Annotated in this window: 13 protein-coding genes; 12 read left to right on the top strand and 1 reads right to left on the bottom strand. The window is 63.6% G+C overall.

Annotated features, from left to right (window positions below; translation table 11 throughout):
* The first annotated feature begins 76 nt into the window (after nucleotides 1-76).
* From AC07SI_RS16325 to AC07SI_RS16335, 3 genes are read left to right on the top strand one after another with little or no spacing between them, the layout of a single operon-like run.
* On the top strand, nucleotides 77-1,306 hold the full coding sequence (locus tag AC07SI_RS16325) for a TolC family protein (RefSeq protein ID WP_495006090.1): 1,230 nt from the start codon (nucleotides 77-79) through the stop codon (nucleotides 1,304-1,306).
* Nucleotides 1,299-2,513, top strand: coding sequence for an efflux RND transporter periplasmic adaptor subunit (locus AC07SI_RS16330; RefSeq protein WP_495006091.1), 1,215 nt, complete (start codon nucleotides 1,299-1,301; stop codon nucleotides 2,511-2,513). Before AC07SI_RS16325 ends, AC07SI_RS16330 begins: the two co-directional genes overlap by 8 nt.
* A complete protein-coding gene (locus AC07SI_RS16335; RefSeq protein ID WP_495006092.1) occupies nucleotides 2,510-5,614 on the top strand; it encodes an efflux RND transporter permease subunit in 3,105 nt (1,034 codons plus the stop codon). Before AC07SI_RS16330 ends, AC07SI_RS16335 begins: the two co-directional genes overlap by 4 nt.
* A 244-nt stretch (nucleotides 5,615-5,858) precedes the next feature.
* Here the strand turns inward: AC07SI_RS16335 and AC07SI_RS16340 are convergent, their stop codons facing one another.
* Nucleotides 5,859-6,767, bottom strand: coding sequence for a MurR/RpiR family transcriptional regulator (locus tag AC07SI_RS16340; RefSeq protein WP_065906283.1), 909 nt, complete (start codon nucleotides 6,765-6,767; stop codon nucleotides 5,859-5,861).
* Nucleotides 6,768-7,051: 284 nt separating this feature from the next.
* Here AC07SI_RS16340 and AC07SI_RS16345 point away from each other — a divergent pair, with 284 nt between their 5' ends.
* The 9 genes from AC07SI_RS16345 (at nucleotide 7,052) to AC07SI_RS16385 (ending at nucleotide 17,237) form a co-directional block, all read left to right on the top strand.
* Nucleotides 7,052-8,989 carry a bifunctional 5-dehydro-2-deoxygluconokinase/5-dehydro-2-deoxyphosphogluconate aldolase gene (locus AC07SI_RS16345; RefSeq protein WP_495006093.1) on the top strand — a complete coding sequence of 646 codons (1,938 nt, stop codon included), beginning with the start codon at nucleotides 7,052-7,054 and terminating at the stop codon, nucleotides 8,987-8,989.
* A 161-nt stretch (nucleotides 8,990-9,150) separates the two neighbouring features.
* Nucleotides 9,151-10,044 (top strand): myo-inosose-2 dehydratase, encoded by an 894-nt coding sequence (gene iolE / locus AC07SI_RS16350; RefSeq protein WP_495006094.1) that lies wholly within the window; start codon nucleotides 9,151-9,153, stop codon nucleotides 10,042-10,044.
* Entirely contained in the window at nucleotides 10,041-10,829 is a 789-nt protein-coding gene (gene iolB / locus AC07SI_RS16355; RefSeq protein ID WP_065906288.1) for a 5-deoxy-glucuronate isomerase, read from the top strand. Before iolE ends, iolB begins: the two co-directional genes overlap by 4 nt.
* Before the next feature lie 25 nt (nucleotides 10,830-10,854).
* Nucleotides 10,855-11,676, top strand: coding sequence for a TIM barrel protein (locus AC07SI_RS16360; RefSeq protein WP_495006095.1), 822 nt, complete (start codon nucleotides 10,855-10,857; stop codon nucleotides 11,674-11,676).
* 148 nt (nucleotides 11,677-11,824) lie between these two features.
* Entirely contained in the window at nucleotides 11,825-13,756 is a 1,932-nt protein-coding gene (gene iolD / locus AC07SI_RS16365) for a 3D-(3,5/4)-trihydroxycyclohexane-1,2-dione acylhydrolase (decyclizing) (protein WP_213550752.1), read from the top strand.
* 19 nt (nucleotides 13,757-13,775) lie between these two features.
* A complete protein-coding gene (iolG, locus tag AC07SI_RS16370; protein ID WP_106804222.1) occupies nucleotides 13,776-14,786 on the top strand; it encodes a bifunctional inositol 2-dehydrogenase/D-chiro-inositol 1-dehydrogenase in 1,011 nt (336 codons plus the stop codon).
* Between the two features lie 136 nt (nucleotides 14,787-14,922).
* Complete coding sequence (locus tag AC07SI_RS16375; protein WP_495006096.1) at nucleotides 14,923-15,951, top strand: Gfo/Idh/MocA family protein; 1,029 nt, start codon at nucleotides 14,923-14,925, stop codon at nucleotides 15,949-15,951.
* Nucleotides 15,952-16,079: 128 nt separating this feature from the next.
* On the top strand, nucleotides 16,080-16,259 hold the full coding sequence (locus tag AC07SI_RS16380; protein WP_083221446.1) for a hypothetical protein: 180 nt from the start codon (nucleotides 16,080-16,082) through the stop codon (nucleotides 16,257-16,259).
* A gap of 48 nt (nucleotides 16,260-16,307) precedes the next feature.
* A complete protein-coding gene (locus AC07SI_RS16385; RefSeq protein ID WP_065906304.1) occupies nucleotides 16,308-17,237 on the top strand; it encodes a sugar ABC transporter substrate-binding protein in 930 nt (309 codons plus the stop codon).
* Nucleotides 17,238-17,278 lie beyond the last annotated feature (41 nt).

Below are 17,278 nucleotides of genomic sequence, written 5' to 3' on the forward strand. Positions count from 1 at the left end.
TCATCCCGCCTTCGGGATGGCCTTGCTGTGCGCCGCATAACCCGGCGCGCGGTGGAACAGAACAGGAATCTTCAGCATGAATTCCCTCTACATGCGCGCCCTGGCGGTGGGCGTGCTGGCGTGGCCGCTGTTGGCGTCCGCGCTGACCCTGGATGACGCCCTGCGCCTGGCGCAAACCACCGCGCCGTCGCTCGCGGCCGAGTCGGCCAAGCTGCAGGCGGCGACGCAGGCGGCGATTCCGGCCGGTGAATTGCCCGACCCGAAACTCGTCGTAGGCCTACAAAACTTCCCCATCGGCGGGCCCGATCGCGGCACGTTGTATGGCGATGACATGACCGAGCAAATGGTCGGTATCCAGCAACAGGTGCCCAGCCGTGACAAGCGCAAGGCGCGAGTCGAACTGGCCGACGCCACCGTGGCGCGCACGGCGGCCGAAGGGCGCGTCGAGCGCCTCAATGTGCGCCAGGCCACTGCCCAGGCGTGGATTCGCGCTTATGCGGTGGAGCGCAAGGACGCCTTGTTCCAGGACTTCTACCAACAGAATCGCCTGCTGCAGGACAGCGTCCGCGCCCAGTTGGCCGGCGGCCGTGGCCAGCCCTCGGATGTAGTCATCCCGCGCCAGGAGGCGGCTGAACTGGCCGAGCGCGAGGACGCGTTGACCGAACAGCGCGCCCAGGCCCGCGCCGCCCTCAAGCGCTGGATCGGTGCGGCGGCGAGCGAAGCCCCCAGCGGGCAATGGCCGAATTGGCCACTCGCCCATCCCTACAACCTGCACCAGCACCCCGAACTGCAAGCCTTTGCGCCGCGCACCCGCGAGGCCGAGGCACGGCTGCGCGAAGCCAAGGCGCAAAAGACCTCGGACTGGAGTTGGGAGGTGGATTACCAGCATCGCGGTCGCGAGTACGGCGACATGGTCAGCCTGCAATTGAGCTTCGACCTGCCGATTTTCCCCGGCCGCCGGCAAAACCCCGGGATTGCCGCCCGGCAGGCCGAGCTGGACCAACTGGATGCCGAACGCGAAGCCGCCACCCGCGAACACACCCAGGTGCTCGACGACGACCTGGCCACCTATCAGCGCCTCGACCGCGCCGTGCAGCGTAGCCAAGACAGCCTGGTGCCGCTGGCCGAGGAGAAGGTCGCCTTGAGCCTGGCCGGCTATCGCGCCGGCAAGACCGAGTTGATGGCGCTGGTCAGTGCCCGTCGCGAACTGGTCGACGCGCGTTTCAAGCAGATTGATGTCATCGAACAGCGTGCCCTGGTGGGTGCGCAGTTGTATTTTGCCTATGGGGAACCCGCCAATGATTAATCGATTGCTCGCTGTGGTGCTGCTGGCCGCAGGCGTGGGGGCGGGCTATTGGCTGGCGCAGAAACCTGCCGCCGCCCTGCCGGATAAAGCCGCGCTGTACTGGTATGACCCGATGTACCCGCAGCAGAAATTCGACAAGCCCGGCAAGTCGCCCTTCATGGACATGCAGCTGGTGCCGCGCTATGCCGAGAGCACCGCCGACAACCATGCCGTGCAGATTGACCCTCGGGTGGCGCAGAACCTCGGTGTGCGCCTGGCGACGGTCAGCCGGGGCGTGCTCACACCGACGCTGGAGCTGTCCGCCATCCTCGCGTTCAACGAGCGGGAAGTGGCCGTGGTGCAGGCGCGTGCGACGGGTTTTGTCGAGCGCGTTTACGCCCGCGCGCCGGGTGATGTGCTCCAGGCTGGCGCGCCGTTGGCGGATCTGCTGATCCCCGAGTGGGCGGCTGCCCAGGAGGAGTTCCTGGCCGTGCGCCGCAGCGGTGATGCCAGTTGGTTGGCCGCTGCGCGCCAGCGCCTGCGCCTGAGCGGCATGCCCGCCGACGTGATCACGCGCATGGAACGCAGCGGCCGGGTGCAATCGGTGTTGACCATCACCAGCCCGTTGGCCGGTGCGTTGCAGACCCTGGACGTGCGCGAAGGCATGACGGTCGCGGCCGGGCAGACCCTGGCACGCATCAACGGCGTGGACCCGGTCTGGCTGCAAGTCGCGGTGCCGCAGGCCCAGGCGGCGGGAGTGGCGGTGGGACAACCCGTGCAGAGTCGATTTGTCGGGTGGCCGGGCAAGACCTTCAACGGCAGCGTCAGCGCGATCCTGCCAGCCACCGCCGCAGACAGCCGTACCGTGCAGGTGCGCGTCGAGCTGCGCAACCCCGACGGTGCCTTGCGCCCAGGCATGACCGCGCAGGTACGCCTGGCGCAATCTTCCACACAATCGGTGTTGCGCGTGCCGAGCGAGGCGCTGATCCGCACCGGCAAGCGCGTGTTGGTGATGCTGGCCGAGGAGGGCGGGCACTATCGACCGGTCGAAGTCGAGGTCGGCTCAGAAAGCCAGGACCAGAGCGTTATCATCAGCGGATTGCAGGAAGGCCAGCAGGTGGTCGCTTCCGGCCAATTCCTGCTGGATTCCGAGGCCAGCTTGCGCGGGATAAGTGCCCCCTCGTCCGGCCCTTCTGACATGAGCCTGCAACCGGGGAGCCAGCCATGATCGCGCGGTTGATTCGCTGGTCGGTGGCCAACCGTTTCCTGGTCCTGCTCGCCACGCTGTTTGTCACCGCGTGGGGCCTGTGGGCGGTGCAGAGCACGCCGGTGGATGCACTGCCGGACCTCTCGGATGTGCAGGTGATCATCCGCACGCCGTACCCGGGCCAGGCGCCGCAGATCGTCGAAAACCAGGTCACCTACCCGATGACCACGACGATGCTTTCGGTACCGGGTGCGAGGACCGTGCGCGGCTTTTCGTTTTTTGGCGACAGCTACGTGTATGTGTTGTTTGACGAAGGCACCGACCTGTACTGGGCGCGTTCGCGGGTGCTGGAATATCTCAGCCAATTGCAGGCACGCTTGCCGGCGTCGGCCAAGCCCGCGTTGGGCCCGGACGCCACCGGCGTGGGGTGGATCTACCAGTACGCGCTGGTGGATCGCAGCGGTCGGCACGACCTGGCACAACTGCGCGCGCTGCAGGACTGGTTCCTCAAGTTCGAACTCAAGACCCTGCCCAATGTGGCGGAAGTCGCGACCATCGGCGGCCAGGTCAAGCAATACCAGGTGCAGCTCGACCCGTTGGCCCTGGCCAATCGCGGCATCACCCAGGCACAGGTCACGGAGGCGATCGGCAAGGCCAACCAGGAAACCGGCGGCTCGGTGCTGAACATGGGCGAGTCCGAATACATGGTGCGCGCCTCCGGCTACCTGAAAAGCCTGGCGGATTTTCGCGCGATTCCGTTGCGCCTGGGCACCGACAACGTACCGGTGACCCTCGGCGACGTGGCGAGCATTCAACTCGGCCCGGACCTGCGCCGCGGCGTCAGTGAACTGGACGGCGAGGGTGAAGCCGTGGGCGGCGTGGTGATCCTGCGCAGCGGCAAGAATGCCCGCGCAGCCATCGCCGCCGTCAAGACCAAGCTGGAGCAACTGAAAAGCAGCCTGCCGCCCGGCGTGGAGATCGTCACCACGTACGACCGCAGCAAATTGATCGACCGCGCCGTGGACAACCTCAGCCACAAGCTGCTGGAGGAGTTCCTGGTGGTGGCGCTGGTGTGCGGGATATTCCTCTGGCACCTGCGCTCGTCGCTGGTGGCGATCATCTCGCTGCCGGTGGGGGTATTGATCGCTTTTATCGTCATGCAGGTGCAGGGAATCAACGCCAACATCATGTCCCTGGGCGGCATTGCGATTGCCATTGGTGCGATGGTGGATGCGGCGGTGGTGATGATCGAGAACGCCCACAAGAAGATCGAGGCCTGGCACCACGCCCATCCGGGGCGGGTGCTCAAGGGCGAGGAGCATTGGCAGGTCATGACCGAGGCCGCCGTGGAGGTCGGGCCGGCGCTGTTTTTCTGCCTGCTGATCATCACGTTGTCGTTTATCCCGGTGTTCACCCTGCAAGCCCAGGAAGGTCGCCTGTTCGGCCCGCTGGCCTACACCAAGACCTACGCCATGGCGGCGGCGGCCGGGTTGTCGGTGACCTTGATCCCGGTGCTGATGGGCTACTGGATTCGCGGGCGCATTCCCGATGAACAGCGCAACCCGCTCAATCGCGGGCTGATCAAGCTCTACCAACCGGCCCTCGATGCAGTGCTGCACCGGCCGCGCCTGACCCTGCTGGTGGCTTTGCTGGTGGTGGCCAGTGCGTTGTGGCCGCTGTCGAGGCTTGGCGGCGAATTCCTGCCACCGCTGGATGAAGGCGACCTGCTCTACATGCCCTCGGCCCTGCCGGGGTTGTCGACGCAAACCGCTGGCGAGCTGCTGCAACGCACCGACCGCCTGATCAAGAGTGTGCCCGAGGTTGCCCATGTGTTCGGCAAGGCCGGGCGCGCCGAAACCGCCACCGACCCGGCACCGCTGGAGATGTTCGAGACTACCATCGAGTTCAAGCCCAGGGATCAATGGCGCCCCGGCATGACTCCGGACGCACTGGTCAAGGAGCTGGACCGCGTGGTGCAGGTGCCGGGGCTGACCAATATCTGGATTGCGCCGATCCGCAACCGCATCGACATGCTCGCCACCGGGGTCAAAAGCCCGATTGGCGTCAAGGTCGCGGGTACGAGCCTGATGCAGATCGATGCGGTGACCCAGGCGGTGGAGAAGGTCGCCAAAACGCTGCCCGGCGTCAGTTCGGCACTGGCTGAGCGCTTGACCGGCGGGCGCTATATCGACGTGGACATCGACCGCGTGGCTGCGGCGCAATATGGGCTGAACATCGCGGATGTGCAGGCGATCGTGTCCGGCGCAGTGGGCGGCGAGACCATCGGCGAAACCGTGGAAGGCCTGGCGCGCTTCCCGATCAGCCTGCGCTATCCGAAGGCATGGCGTGACTCGCTGGAGGCGCTGCGCAATCTGCCGATCTACACGCCGTTGGGCAGCCAGATCACGCTCGGCACTGTCGCGCAGGTCAAGGTGAACGATGGTCCGCCGATGCTCAAGAGCGAAAACGCGCGGCCTTCGGGCTGGGTCTACATCGACGTGCGTGACCGCGACCTGGCGTCGGTGGTGAAGGACCTGCGTGCGGCAATCGACCAGCAGGTGCAACTGCAGCCGGGGATGAGCCTGAGCTACTCGGGGCAGTTCGAATTCCTCGAGCGCGCCAACCAACGCCTGAAACTGGTGGTGCCGGCCACGCTGCTGATCATCTTCGTGTTGCTGTACCTGACGTTCCGGCGGGTCGACGAGGCGCTCCTGATCATCGCCACCTTGCCCTTCGCGCTGACCGGCGGCGTGTGGTTGCTGTATGCGCTGGGCTACAACCTCTCGGTGGCTACCGGGGTGGGGTTTATCGCGCTGGCGGGGGTGTCGGCGGAGTTCGGCGTGATCATGCTGCTGTACCTGAAAAACGCCTGGGCCGAGCGCCAGGACCATGACCTGCTGGCCGCGATCACCGAAGGCGCGGTCATGCGCGTGCGCCCCAAGGCCATGACTGTGGCGGTCATCATCGCCGGGCTATTGCCGATTCTGCTCGGCGGCGGCACTGGCAGCGAAGTCATGAGCCGCATCGCCGCGCCGATGATCGGCGGCATGCTCACTGCGCCGTTGCTCTCGCTGTTTGTCATTCCTGCGGCGTACCGCCTGATGCGCCGAAATCAGCGATAAGCACACCCACTATGGCTGCGGAGCGCTGGCCGGTTGTGGGAATCGGTTTTTGTGGCGAGCGGGCTTGCCCCGCGTTGGGCTGCGTAGCAGCCCCAAAACGGATCACCAAGGTATATACCTGGCACACCGCATTCTGCTTGATAAGGGCTGCTACGCAGCCCAACGCGGGGCAAGCCCGCTCGCCACAACAGGCCCGCTCACCACGACAAGCCCGGTTTCCAGCACAATCCCCGTGCCGTTGGGATCAGTCATCAAACCCGACCTGCTCGTGGATCTCATCCACCTTCAATTCCAACCGGTACGCCACTGCAATAAACAAGGCCTGGCACAGGCACAGGGTGGCGCTCAACGAGCGGAACGCAAACGACGACCCCTCATTCACCAACAGTACCGCGTTCGCCCGCTTGGCCAGCGGCGACAAGTTGCTGTCGGTGATGATCAGGGTCTTGGCCTGGTGATGCTGGGCAATGCGCAGGCAGTGCTGGGTCTCTTTGCCGTAGGGCGTGAAGCTGATCGCAATCACCAGGTCATTGGCGCGCACGCTGCGCATCTGCTCGCGGTAACTGCCGCCCAGCCCGGAGATCAAGTGGATGCGCTTGTTGGTGTGCTGCAGGTTGTAGACCAGGTAGTCGGCGACCGCAAAGGAACGGCGCACGCCAACCACGTAGATATTGTCGGCGTTGACCACCAGGTCCACGGCTTTCTCGAAGGCCGTGTCATCCAGCTCCAGCCCCAGGCGCTCGATGCCCGACAGCGTGGCATTCACGCATTCACGCGCCAGGTCGCCGCCGCTGGCCTTCTGCGACTTGTTGGCGATCATGCTGCGGATGCGCTGCTGGTAGTTCTGTACCGGCGTGGTCTTGTGGGTGTAGGCCTCGCGAAACAGCGCCTGCATCTCACTGAACCCGCTGAAGCCGAAACGCTGGGAAAACCGCACGATGGCCGACGGATGCACTTCGCATTCACGGGCGATATCACTGATGCGGTCGACCATGATCCGGTCGCTCTGCTGGCTCATGTAGCTGGCGATGCGCTTGAGCTGGCGCGGCAGGCTTTCGTATTCGTCGGTGATCAGCTGCAACAGGCGTTCGGCATTGATCGGAGGGCTGGCGATGGTTCCTTCCAGGGTGGTCTCGGGATCGGTGCGGGACATGGGCAATCCTTCTGGCGTGTTCTTCTGATGCGCTGATGGGTGGCGCAAGTCTACAGGGTAGGCGCAAAAAAATACCCCGGCATCACGGCCCCGCTGGCCTGCTGAAACGATGCACGGGGGCTGGCGTGCCCCTATGCTGGCGTATTGGAAAAAATATTCCACTAAAAATAATTATGGAATAAATATTGATTGCGGCCGCCGGACGTTCTAGTCTGCTCCCACCAAGAGCGTTTGCCGTCGCCACGGCGGCACAACGCAGGCTGATAAAAATAACAGGAGCCAGCATGGGCCAGACTCGTTTTGCCAGTGGGCGTCAATTGGATCTGATTTGCCTCGGGCGCCTGGGCGTCGACCTCTATGCACAGCAAGTCGGTGCACGGCTTGAGGACGTGTCCAGCTTTGCCAAATACCTCGGCGGTTCCTCCGCCAACATCGCCTTCGGCACTGCCAGGCTTGGGCTCAAGTCAGCGATGCTGAGCCGGGTCGGGGACGACCACATGGGCCGCTTCCTGGTGGAATCCCTGGCCCGCGAGGGCTGCGATGTCAGCGGCATCAAGGTCGACCCGGAGCGCCTCACCGCCCTGGTGCTGCTCGGCCTCAAGGACCGCGAAACCTTCCCCCTGGTGTTCTACCGCGAAAATTGCGCCGACATGGCGTTGCGTGCCGAAGACATCAACGAAGCCTTTATCGCCTCCAGCAAGGCCCTGCTGATTACCGGCACGCATTTCTCCACCGACGGCGTCTACAAGGCCAGCATCCAGGCTCTCGACTACGCGGCCAAGCACAACGTCAAGCGCGTGCTGGATATCGACTACCGCCCGGTGCTGTGGGGCCTGGCGGGCAAGGCCGATGGCGAGACCCGGTTTGTCGCCGACCAGAATGTCAGCCAGCACGTGCAGAAAATCCTGCCGCGTTTTGACCTGATCGTCGGCACCGAAGAAGAATTCCTCATCGCCGGCGGCAGTGAAGACCTGCTCACGGCATTGCGTACCGTACGTGACCTGACCCCGGCGACCCTGGTGGTCAAGCTCGGTCCGCAGGGGTGCACGGTGATCCACGGCGCTATCCCCGCGCGCCTGGAGGACGGTGCGATTTATCCCGGCGTGCGCGTTGAAGTGCTCAACGTACTCGGCGCCGGCGATGCCTTTATGTCCGGCTTCCTCAGCGGTTGGCTGAAGGATGCCAGCGATGAACGCTGCAGCCAGTTGGCCAATGCCTGCGGTGGCCTGGTGGTGTCCCGGCACGCCTGCGCCCCGGCAATGCCGACCCCGGCGGAGCTGGAATACCTGTTCAACAGCCCGGTGCCGATTACCCGCCCGGACCAGGACGTGACCCTGCAACGCCTGCACCGTGTCAGCGTGCCGCGCAAGACCTGGAAGCAGCTGTTCGTGTTTGCCTTCGACCACCGCTGGCAACTGGTGGACCTGGCGCAACGCGGTGGCCAGGACCCGAGCCGGATCAGTGACATCAAGCAGCTGTTTATCCAGGCCATTGAACGCGTGGAACACAAGCTTGCCGAGCAAGGTATCGAGGCCGATGTGGGCCTGCTGGCCGACCAGCGCTTCGGCCAGGACGCGCTCAACGCCGCCAGTGGCCGTGGCTGGTGGATCGCACGCCCGGTGGAAGTGCAGAACTCGCGCCCGCTGGCGTTCGAGCACGGCCGTTCGGTCGGCAGCAACCTGATCGCCTGGCCGCAGGAACAGATCATCAAGTGCCTGGTGCAATTCCACCCCGACGACGAGCCGCTGCTGCGCCTGGAACAGGAGGCGCAACTCAAGGCGGTGTACGAGGCCTCGCTGGTCAGCGGGCATGAACTGCTGCTGGAAGTCATCCCGCCCAAGGATCACCCGTCCACGTACCCGGATGTGCTCTACCGCAGCCTCAAGCGTTTGTACAACCTGGGGATCTACCCGGCGTGGTGGAAGATCGAGGCGCAGTCGGCCGCGACCTGGAAAAAGCTCGACGAGCTGATCCAGGAGCGCGACCCGTACTGCCGTGGTGTGGTGCTGCTGGGCCTGAACGCTTCGGCCGAGTTTCTCGCCGATGGCTTCCAGCAAGCCAGCCACAGCACCACCTGCCGGGGCTTCGCCGTGGGTCGCACGATCTTCCAGGAGCCAAGCCGCGCGTGGATGGCGGGGGAGATCGACGATGAAACGCTGATCCAACAAGTGCAGGCCACCTTCGAACAACTGATCAACGCCTGGCGCAGTGCCAGGGGCTGAACCCAGCCGCCCATTTGAAATGCAGTCCAATGTGGGGGCTGGCTGGCCTGCGAAGGCATCAACTCGGTGTATCTGAAGGCCCGAGTTGCCCGTATCGCCGGCAAGCCAGCTCCCACATTAAGCAGATCTCAGTGATACCTGAAAATAATAAAGGTGCAGCCATGCCCGCAATCCGAATTGGCATCAACCCGATCTCCTGGAGTAACGACGACCTGCCGGCCCTGGGCGGAGAAACGCCCCTGAGCACCGCCCTGAGCGAAGGCAAGGACATCGGCTACGAAGGTTTTGAACTCAACGGCAAATTCCCCAAGGATGCCAAGGGCGTTGGCGATGTGCTGCGCCCCTACGACCTGGCGCTGGTCTCCGGCTGGTACTCCAGCCGCCTGGCCCGCCGCTCGGTGGCTGAAGAAATCGAAGCCATCGCCGGGCATGTCGAGTTGCTCAAACTCAATGGCGCCAAGGTGCTGGTGTACGGTGAAGTCGCCGACTCGATCCAGGGCTCACGCATTCGCCTGATCGAACGCCCGCGTTTTCACAGCGAGCAGGCCTGGCAGGACTATGCCGACAAACTCACCGAGCTGGCACGCTTTACCCTGTCCCAGGGCGTGCGCCTGGCCTACCACCATCATATGGGCGCCTACGTCGAGTCCCCGCAAGACATCGACCAATTGATGCAACGCACCGGCCCGGAAGTCGGCCTGTTGTTCGATTCGGGGCACTGCTACATGGGCGGCGGCGAACCCCTCGAGGTGCTGCGCAAGCACATCGACCGCGTCTGCCACGTGCACTTCAAGGATGTGCGCAAACCCGTGGTGCAACTGGCGCGTAACCAGATGTGGAGCTTCCCCGACTGCATCGTCAACGGCACCTTCACCGTGCCCGGCGACGGTGATATCGACTTCGCGCCGTTGCTCGATGAGCTGCTGGCCGCGAAGTACGAGGGCTGGCTGGTGGTGGAGGCCGAGCAGGACCCGGCCGTGGCGCCCAGCTATATCTATGCGAAAAAGGGTTACGACACCTTGCGCGCACTTCTGAGCGAGAGGACTGCACCATGAGCTTGCTGGTCAAAAGCAGTAAACGCGGACAAACCATGGTTGCCCTGGAAGAGGGCCGCCTGGAGTACGTGGGCTTTGCCGCCTACCGCCTGAGCCTGGGCGAAACCCTGCCGGTCACCGCCGGCGACCAGGAGTTGTGCCTGGTGCTGCTCAGCGGGCGGGTGAACATTGAAGGCGAGGGCTTCAGCTGGCAGAACCTCGGCGATCGCCAGTCGGTGTTCGAAGACAAGTCCCCGTTCGCCGCCTACCTGCCGCCGGGCACCGACGCCCAGGTCACCGCCCTGAGCGATGTGCAGATCGCGGTGTGCGCCGCGCCGGGTGCCAGCGGCTACACCCCGCGCCTGATTCGGCCTGAAGACTGCAAGCGCAGCGTGCGCGGCAAGGCTGCCAATACTCGCTATGTGTGCGACATCCTGCCCGACAGCGAGCCGGCCCATTCGCTGCTGGTGGTGGAAGTGCGCACGCCGTCCGGGCACTCGTCGAGCTACCCGCCGCACAAGCACGATACCGATGACCTGCCGCACCAGAGCTTCCTGGAAGAAACCTACTACCACCAGATCAACCCGCCCCAGGGCTTCGTGTTCCAGCGCGTGTACACCGACGATCGCAGCATCGACCAGGCCATGGCCGTGGAAAACAGCGACCTGGTGGTGGTGCCCAAGGGGTATCACCCGGTCAGCGTGCCGTATGGCTATGAATCGTATTACCTGAACGTGATGGCCGGCCCCAAGCGCGCCTGGCATTTCCATAACGACCCGCAGCACAGCTGGCTGCTGGATCTCTAATCGGTTTGAGCGGAGAACAACAATAATGAAGTCGCCTCTACGTTTTGCCCTGAATCGCATGGTTGCGCCCAACCTGTCCCTGCCGGATTTCATCCAGTTGGCGGCGTCCCTCAAGTGCGATGCCATCGAGATCCGCAACGACCTCAAGGGCCACGACATCGAATACGGCACCCCGGCCAGTCGCGTGCGTGAACTCTGCGCGGTGCAGGGCATCACCGTGCTGTCGATCAACGCGCTGTACCCCTTTGATGTGTGGAACGACGAGCGCCGCGCCCAGGCGATCACGCTCGCCACCTATGCCCGCGAATGCGGCGCCCAGGGCCTGGTAATGTGCCCATTGAATGAGCGCGGCGATAGCCGCAACGACGCCCAGCGCGCTGCCGGGTTGCGCACCGCATTGAGCGAACTGGCGCCGATCCTGCGTGAGTACGGCATCCTCGGTTTTATCGAGCCGCTGGGTTTTGAAGAGTGTGCGCTGCGCCGCAAACGCGTGGCGGTGGACGCGATCCAGTCCATCGGCGGGCTGGATGTATTCCGCCTGGTGCACGACACCTTTCACCATCACCTGGCGAGCGAGCAGGAATTCTTCCCGCAGTTGACCGGCCTGGTGCATATCTCCGGGGTGGAGGATGCCGAGGCCCCGCTGAATTCGATCCGTGACGGCCACCGCGTGCTGGTGGGCGAGGGCGACATCCTCGGCAATGCGGCGCAGATCGACACCTTGCTCAGCAGCGGTTACAGCGGCTACCTGTCGTTCGAGCCGTTTGCCGAAAGCGTGCATGCATTGGCGGATATCCAGCAGGCGCTGGGCGCGAGCATCGCCCACTTGCAAAGCTCCCGGACCTGACGCCGACAGAACGGTGGGAGCGGGCTTGCTCGCGAAGGCGGTGTATCAGTCAAGGATTGTGTATCTGACACACCGCATTCACGAGCAAGCCCGCTCCCACATTGGATCACTGTTGATCGACAGATTTGCATTCATACAAGGTGCGAACATGAGTACAACACGATTGACCATGGCCCAGGCCCTGGTGAAGTTTCTGGATAACCAATACATCGAAGTCGATGGCGTACAGAGCAAGTTCGTGGCCGGCGTGTTCACGATTTTCGGCCACGGCAATGTGCTGGGCCTCGGCCAGGCGCTGGAGCAGGACAGCGGTGACCTGGTAGTGCACCAGGGCCGCAACGAGCAGGGCATGGCCCACGCCGCCATCGGGTTCGCCAAGCAGCACCTGCGTCGCAAGATCTACGCGTGCACCGCGTCCGTAGGGCCGGGCGCGGCAAACATGCTGACTGCCGCCGCGACCGCCACGGCCAACCGCATCCCGCTGCTGCTGTTGCCCGGCGATGTCTACGCCAGCCGCCAGCCCGACCCGGTGCTGCAACAGATCGAGCAATTCCACGACCTGAGCATCAGCACCAACGATGCCTTCCGTTCGGTGAGCAAATACTGGGACCGCATCAACCGCCCCGAGCAGCTGATGACCGCGGCGATCCACGCCATGCGCGTGCTCACCGACCCGGCGGAAACCGGCGCGGTCACCCTGGCCCTGCCGCAGGATGTGCAGGCTGAAGCCTGGGATTATCCGGATTATTTCCTGCAGAAACGCGTGCACCGTATCGACCGCCGTCCGGCGACCACGGCGATGATCGGCGATGCGCTGGCGGCTTTCCGGGGCAAACGCAAACCGCTGATCATCTGCGGGGGCGGGGTCAAGTATTCCGGCGCGAATGCCGCGCTGCAGGCGTTTGCCGAACGCTTTGACATTCCCTTCGCCGAAACCCAGGCCGGCAAGAGCGCGGTGGTCTCCAGCCATCCGCTGAACGTCGGCGGCATCGGTGAAACCGGCTGCCTGGCCGCCAACCTGCTGGCGCCCGAGGCGGACCTGATCATCGGCATCGGCACCCGTTACACCGACTTCACCACTTCGTCGAAGTCGCTGTTCAAGCACGCCGACGTGAAGTTTCTCAACCTCAATATCAGCCCCTGCGACGCGGTGAAACTCGACGGCGTGCAAGTGCTGGCCGACGCCAAGGTCGGCCTCGAAGCCCTGGCCCAGGCCCTCGGTGATTACCGTTCCGGCTGGGGCGAGCAAGTACGCGACGCCAAGGCCCAGCTGGACGCCGAAGTCGATCGTGTGCACCAGGTCGAATACCAGGGCGACGACTTCGTGCCCGAAGTGGATGACCACCTGGACCGCGCCGTGCTGCGCGAGTTTATCGAGCTGACCGGCTCATGCCTGACCCAGAGCCGCGTGCTCGGCGTGCTCAACCAGCACCTGGCCGACGACGCAATCATCGTCGCCGCCGCCGGCAGCCTGCCCGGTGACCTGCAGCGCGCCTGGCGCAGCAAGGGTGTGAACACCTATCACGTCGAATACGGCTACTCGTGCATGGGCTACGAGATCAACGCAGCCCTGGGGGTGAAACTGGCCGAGCCGAGCAAAGAGGTGTATGCGCTGGTCGGCGATGGCTCCTACATGATGCTGCACTCGGAGTTGGCCACCTCGATTCAGGAGCGGCGCAAGATCAATGTGGTGCTGCTCGACAACATGGCGTTCGGGTGCATCAACAACCTGCAGATCGGCAATGGCATGGACAGCTTCGGCACCGAATTCCGCTACCGCAACCCCGAGAGCGGCAAGCTCGATGGCGGCCTGGTGCCGGTGGATTTCGCCATGAGCGCGGCGGCCTATGGCTGCAAGACGTACAAGGTCAGCAGCGTCGAACAACTGGAAGCGGCCCTGGCCGATGCCCGCACGCAAAGCGTGTCGACACTGATCGATATCAAGGTCCTGCCCAAGACCATGGTCCACGGCTACCTGTCGTGGTGGCGCGTCGGCGTGGCGCAGGTGTCGACCAGCGAACGCACGAACGCGGCGGCGAAAAAACTCAATGAACACCTGGCGAAGGCCCGGCAGTACTAATAACAAGAGGAGTGTTTGCATGTCTTTGAAGCTTGGAGTGATCGGTACCGGCGCCATTGGCCGCGACCATATTCGCCGTTGCAGCCAGACCCTGCTCAACAGCCAGGTGGTGGCGGTGACCGACATCAACCTGGAGCAGGCCGCCAAAGTGGTCGCGGAGCTGAAGCTTACCGCCGAGGTGTACCCGGACGGCCTTGCGTTGATCAACTCGCCGCAGGTCGAGGCGGTGCTGGTGACTTCCTGGGGCCCGAGCCACGAAGCGTTTGTGCTCGCCGCCATCGCCGCCGGCAAGCCGGTGTTCTGCGAAAAACCGCTGGCGGTGACTGCCGAAGGCTGCCGCAAGATCGTCGATGCCGAGGTCGCCTACGGCAAACGCCTGGTGCAAGTCGGCTTCATGCGCCCGTATGACGAAGGCTACCGCGCCCTTAAAGCCGTGATCGACAGCGGCCAGATCGGTGAGCCGTTGATGCTGCATTGCGCGCACCGCAACCCGACGGTGGGCGAGAACTACAAGACCGACATGGCGATTACCGACACCTTGATCCATGAGCTGGATGTGTTGCGCTGGTTGCTCAACGACGACTACGTGTCGGTCCAAGTGGTGTTCCCACGCAAGACCAGCAAGGCCCTGGCCCACCTGCGCGACCCGCAGATCGTGTTGCTGGAGACGGTCAAGGGCACGCGCATCGACGTCGAAGTGTTCGTCAACTGCCAGTACGGCTACGACATCCAGTGCGAAGTGGTGGGGGAGACCGGCATCGCCAAATTGCCGGAGCCGTCCCAGGTGCAACTGCGCAGTGGCGCCAAGCTGTCGAATGCAATTCTGATGGATTGGAAGGACCGATTTATCGGCGCGTATGACGTCGAGTTGCAGGCCTTTATCGACAGCGTGCGGGCGGGGCATGTCGGCGGGCCGTCGGCGTGGGATGGTTTTGCTGCCGCCGTGGCGGCGGATGCGTGTATCGAGGCCCAGGGCAGTGAGCAGATCGTCAAGGTCAGCCTGCCGGATCGCCCAGCGTTCTACGGCTAACACTCGGTCAATGTGGGAGGGGGCTTGCCCCCGATAGCGGTGGGTCAGATAACAACTGGTTGACTGACACTCCGCCATCGGGGGCAAGCCCCCTCCCACAGTTGATTGGGTTTGCACTTCAATCAAGGAGTTGATCATGCGAATCGGACTAGTCGGCTACGGCCATGGAGGGCGCTTCTTTCATGCGCCGCTGATTGCCACGCTGCCAGGCGCCACCTTTGTCGGCGTGGTGACGCGCTCACCCGAGCGCCGCCAGCAATTGAGCACTGACCATCCAGGTGTGAAGGCCTTCGACAGCATCGGCCAGATCGTCGAAGCCGGTGTCGACGCGCTGGTGATTTCCACCACCCTCAAAGGCCGCCCGGCGCTGGTGCTCGAAGCCATCGAGCACGGTGTCGCGGTGGTCAGCGACAAACCCTTTGCCAGCAATGCCGAACAGGCCCAGGCGCTGATCACCGCCGCCGAGCGCCAGGGCGTGCTGCTCAGCGTCTATCAGAACCGGCGTTGGGACTCGGACTACCTGACCCTGCGCAAGCTGATCGACGCCGGCGCCCTGGGCGCGATCACCCGCTTCGAATCCCGCATCGAACGCTACAGCCCGCAGGCAGTCGGCAACGCCAGCGGGGGCGGCTGGCTGCGTGATCTCGGCAGCCATCTGGTGGACCAGGCATTGCAGTTGTTCGGCCCGGTGGGCCGGGTCTTCGCGCAATTGCAGTTCAGCCCGGAATATCCCAGCCTCGACCACGGTTTCTTCGTGTCCCTGACCCATGCCAATGGCGTGGTCTCCCACCTGTGGGGCAACGCCCTGCAAAACAGCCAGGCCCCGCGTTTTCGCGTCAGCGGGACGTTGGGCTGCTACACCGTCGAAGGCCTCGACGGCCAGGAAGAAGCGCTGATGGCGGGCAAATCGCCGAAGACCGAAGGCGAGCACTGGGGCGCCGAGGAGCATCGGCGCTGGGGCTGGTTCGAGCAGGGTGAGGAGCGCGAGCGCGTGCCCTCGGAGAAGGGCTGCTGGACCCAGTTCTATCGCCAGTTGCAAGCCGCCGTGCAAGGGCAGGGGCCATTGCCCGTGGATGCCTATGACGCGTTGGAAAGCACCCGTATATTGGATGCTGCACGCCTGAGCGCCGAGCGCCAGCAGGTGGTTTCAACAAAAATAGAATAAAATTCTAAAACAGGTTGATATGGAAATTATTTTCCAATAAAGTCTTTTCCAGGTTGCATAAAGTACGTCTCGAACCCGCTTCGGACGACTCGACAAAAACAAGATCAAAAACAACCAGGTACCGTCAGATGAAAATCTTCAACGCTGTACTGCGAGTTTTACGCCCTGCCCACACGCCACGCGGCCTGCCCCGCGCCCGGCCGTTTTACTTCTCCTTCCTCAATGTGCTGTGCGTCGAGAACAAAGGCGCGCTGGTCTGCTGCATTCCGGGTGCACCGATCGTTCGATTGCCGTCATCCTCGCTCTGATAAACGCAACGTCCAAAAAACCAACAAGAAAGTGGAGACAGACCGTTCATGAAGACCCCGATCCGTTATACCGCGCTGGCCTTGTCCATGCTGCTCGCCAGTGGTTTCGCCAGCGCTGCCGATATCAAGGTGGGCGTGAGCATGTCGGCGTTCGATGACACCTTCCTGACGTACCTGCGCGAGGACATGGACAAGCAAGCCAAGTCCTACCCCAAGGGTGACGGCGTGCAGCTGCAATTCGAAGACGCCCGTGCCGACGTGGTCAAGCAATTGAGCCAGGTCGAGAACTTTATCAGCCAGAAAGTCGACGCGATCATCGTCAACCCGGTCGACACCGCCTCGACCGGCAACATCATCAAGGCCGCCACGGCGGCGAAAATCCCGCTGGTGTTCGTCAACCGCCGCCCTGACAGCCCAACGTTGGCCCCAGGTGTCGCGGCAGTGACCTCCGACGACGTCGAGGCCGGCAAGCTGCAGATGCAGTACATCGCGGAAAAACTCGGCGGCAAGGGCAACATTGTGATCCTGCTGGGTGACCTGGCGAACAACTCCACCACCAACCGTACCAAGGGCGTGAAGGAGGTCCTGACCAAGTACCCAGGCATCAAGGTCGAACAGGAGCAGACCGGGATCTGGCTGCGTGACAAGGGCATGACCCTGGTCAACGACTGGCTGACCCAGGGTCGCGACTTCCAGGCGGTGCTGTCGAACAACGATGAGATGGCCATCGGCGCCGCCATGGCCTTGAAGTCGGCAGGTAAGAAGGGCGTGTTGATCGCCGGTGTAGACGGCACGCCGGACGGTTTGAATGCGATCACCAAGGGTGACATGACCGTGTCGGCCTTCCAGGATGCCAAGGGCCAGGCGGACAAGTCGGTGGAGACGGCGCGCAAGATGGCCAGGAACGAGCCGATCGAGCAGAACGTGGTGATCCCGTTCCAGCTGATCACCCCGGACAACGTCAAAGACTTCAAGTAGCCCTGACATAACAACAATAAGCCGGCAGGGCGGCGTTGGCC

This window comes from Pseudomonas sp. GW821-FHT05D12, from assembly GCF_059419825.1.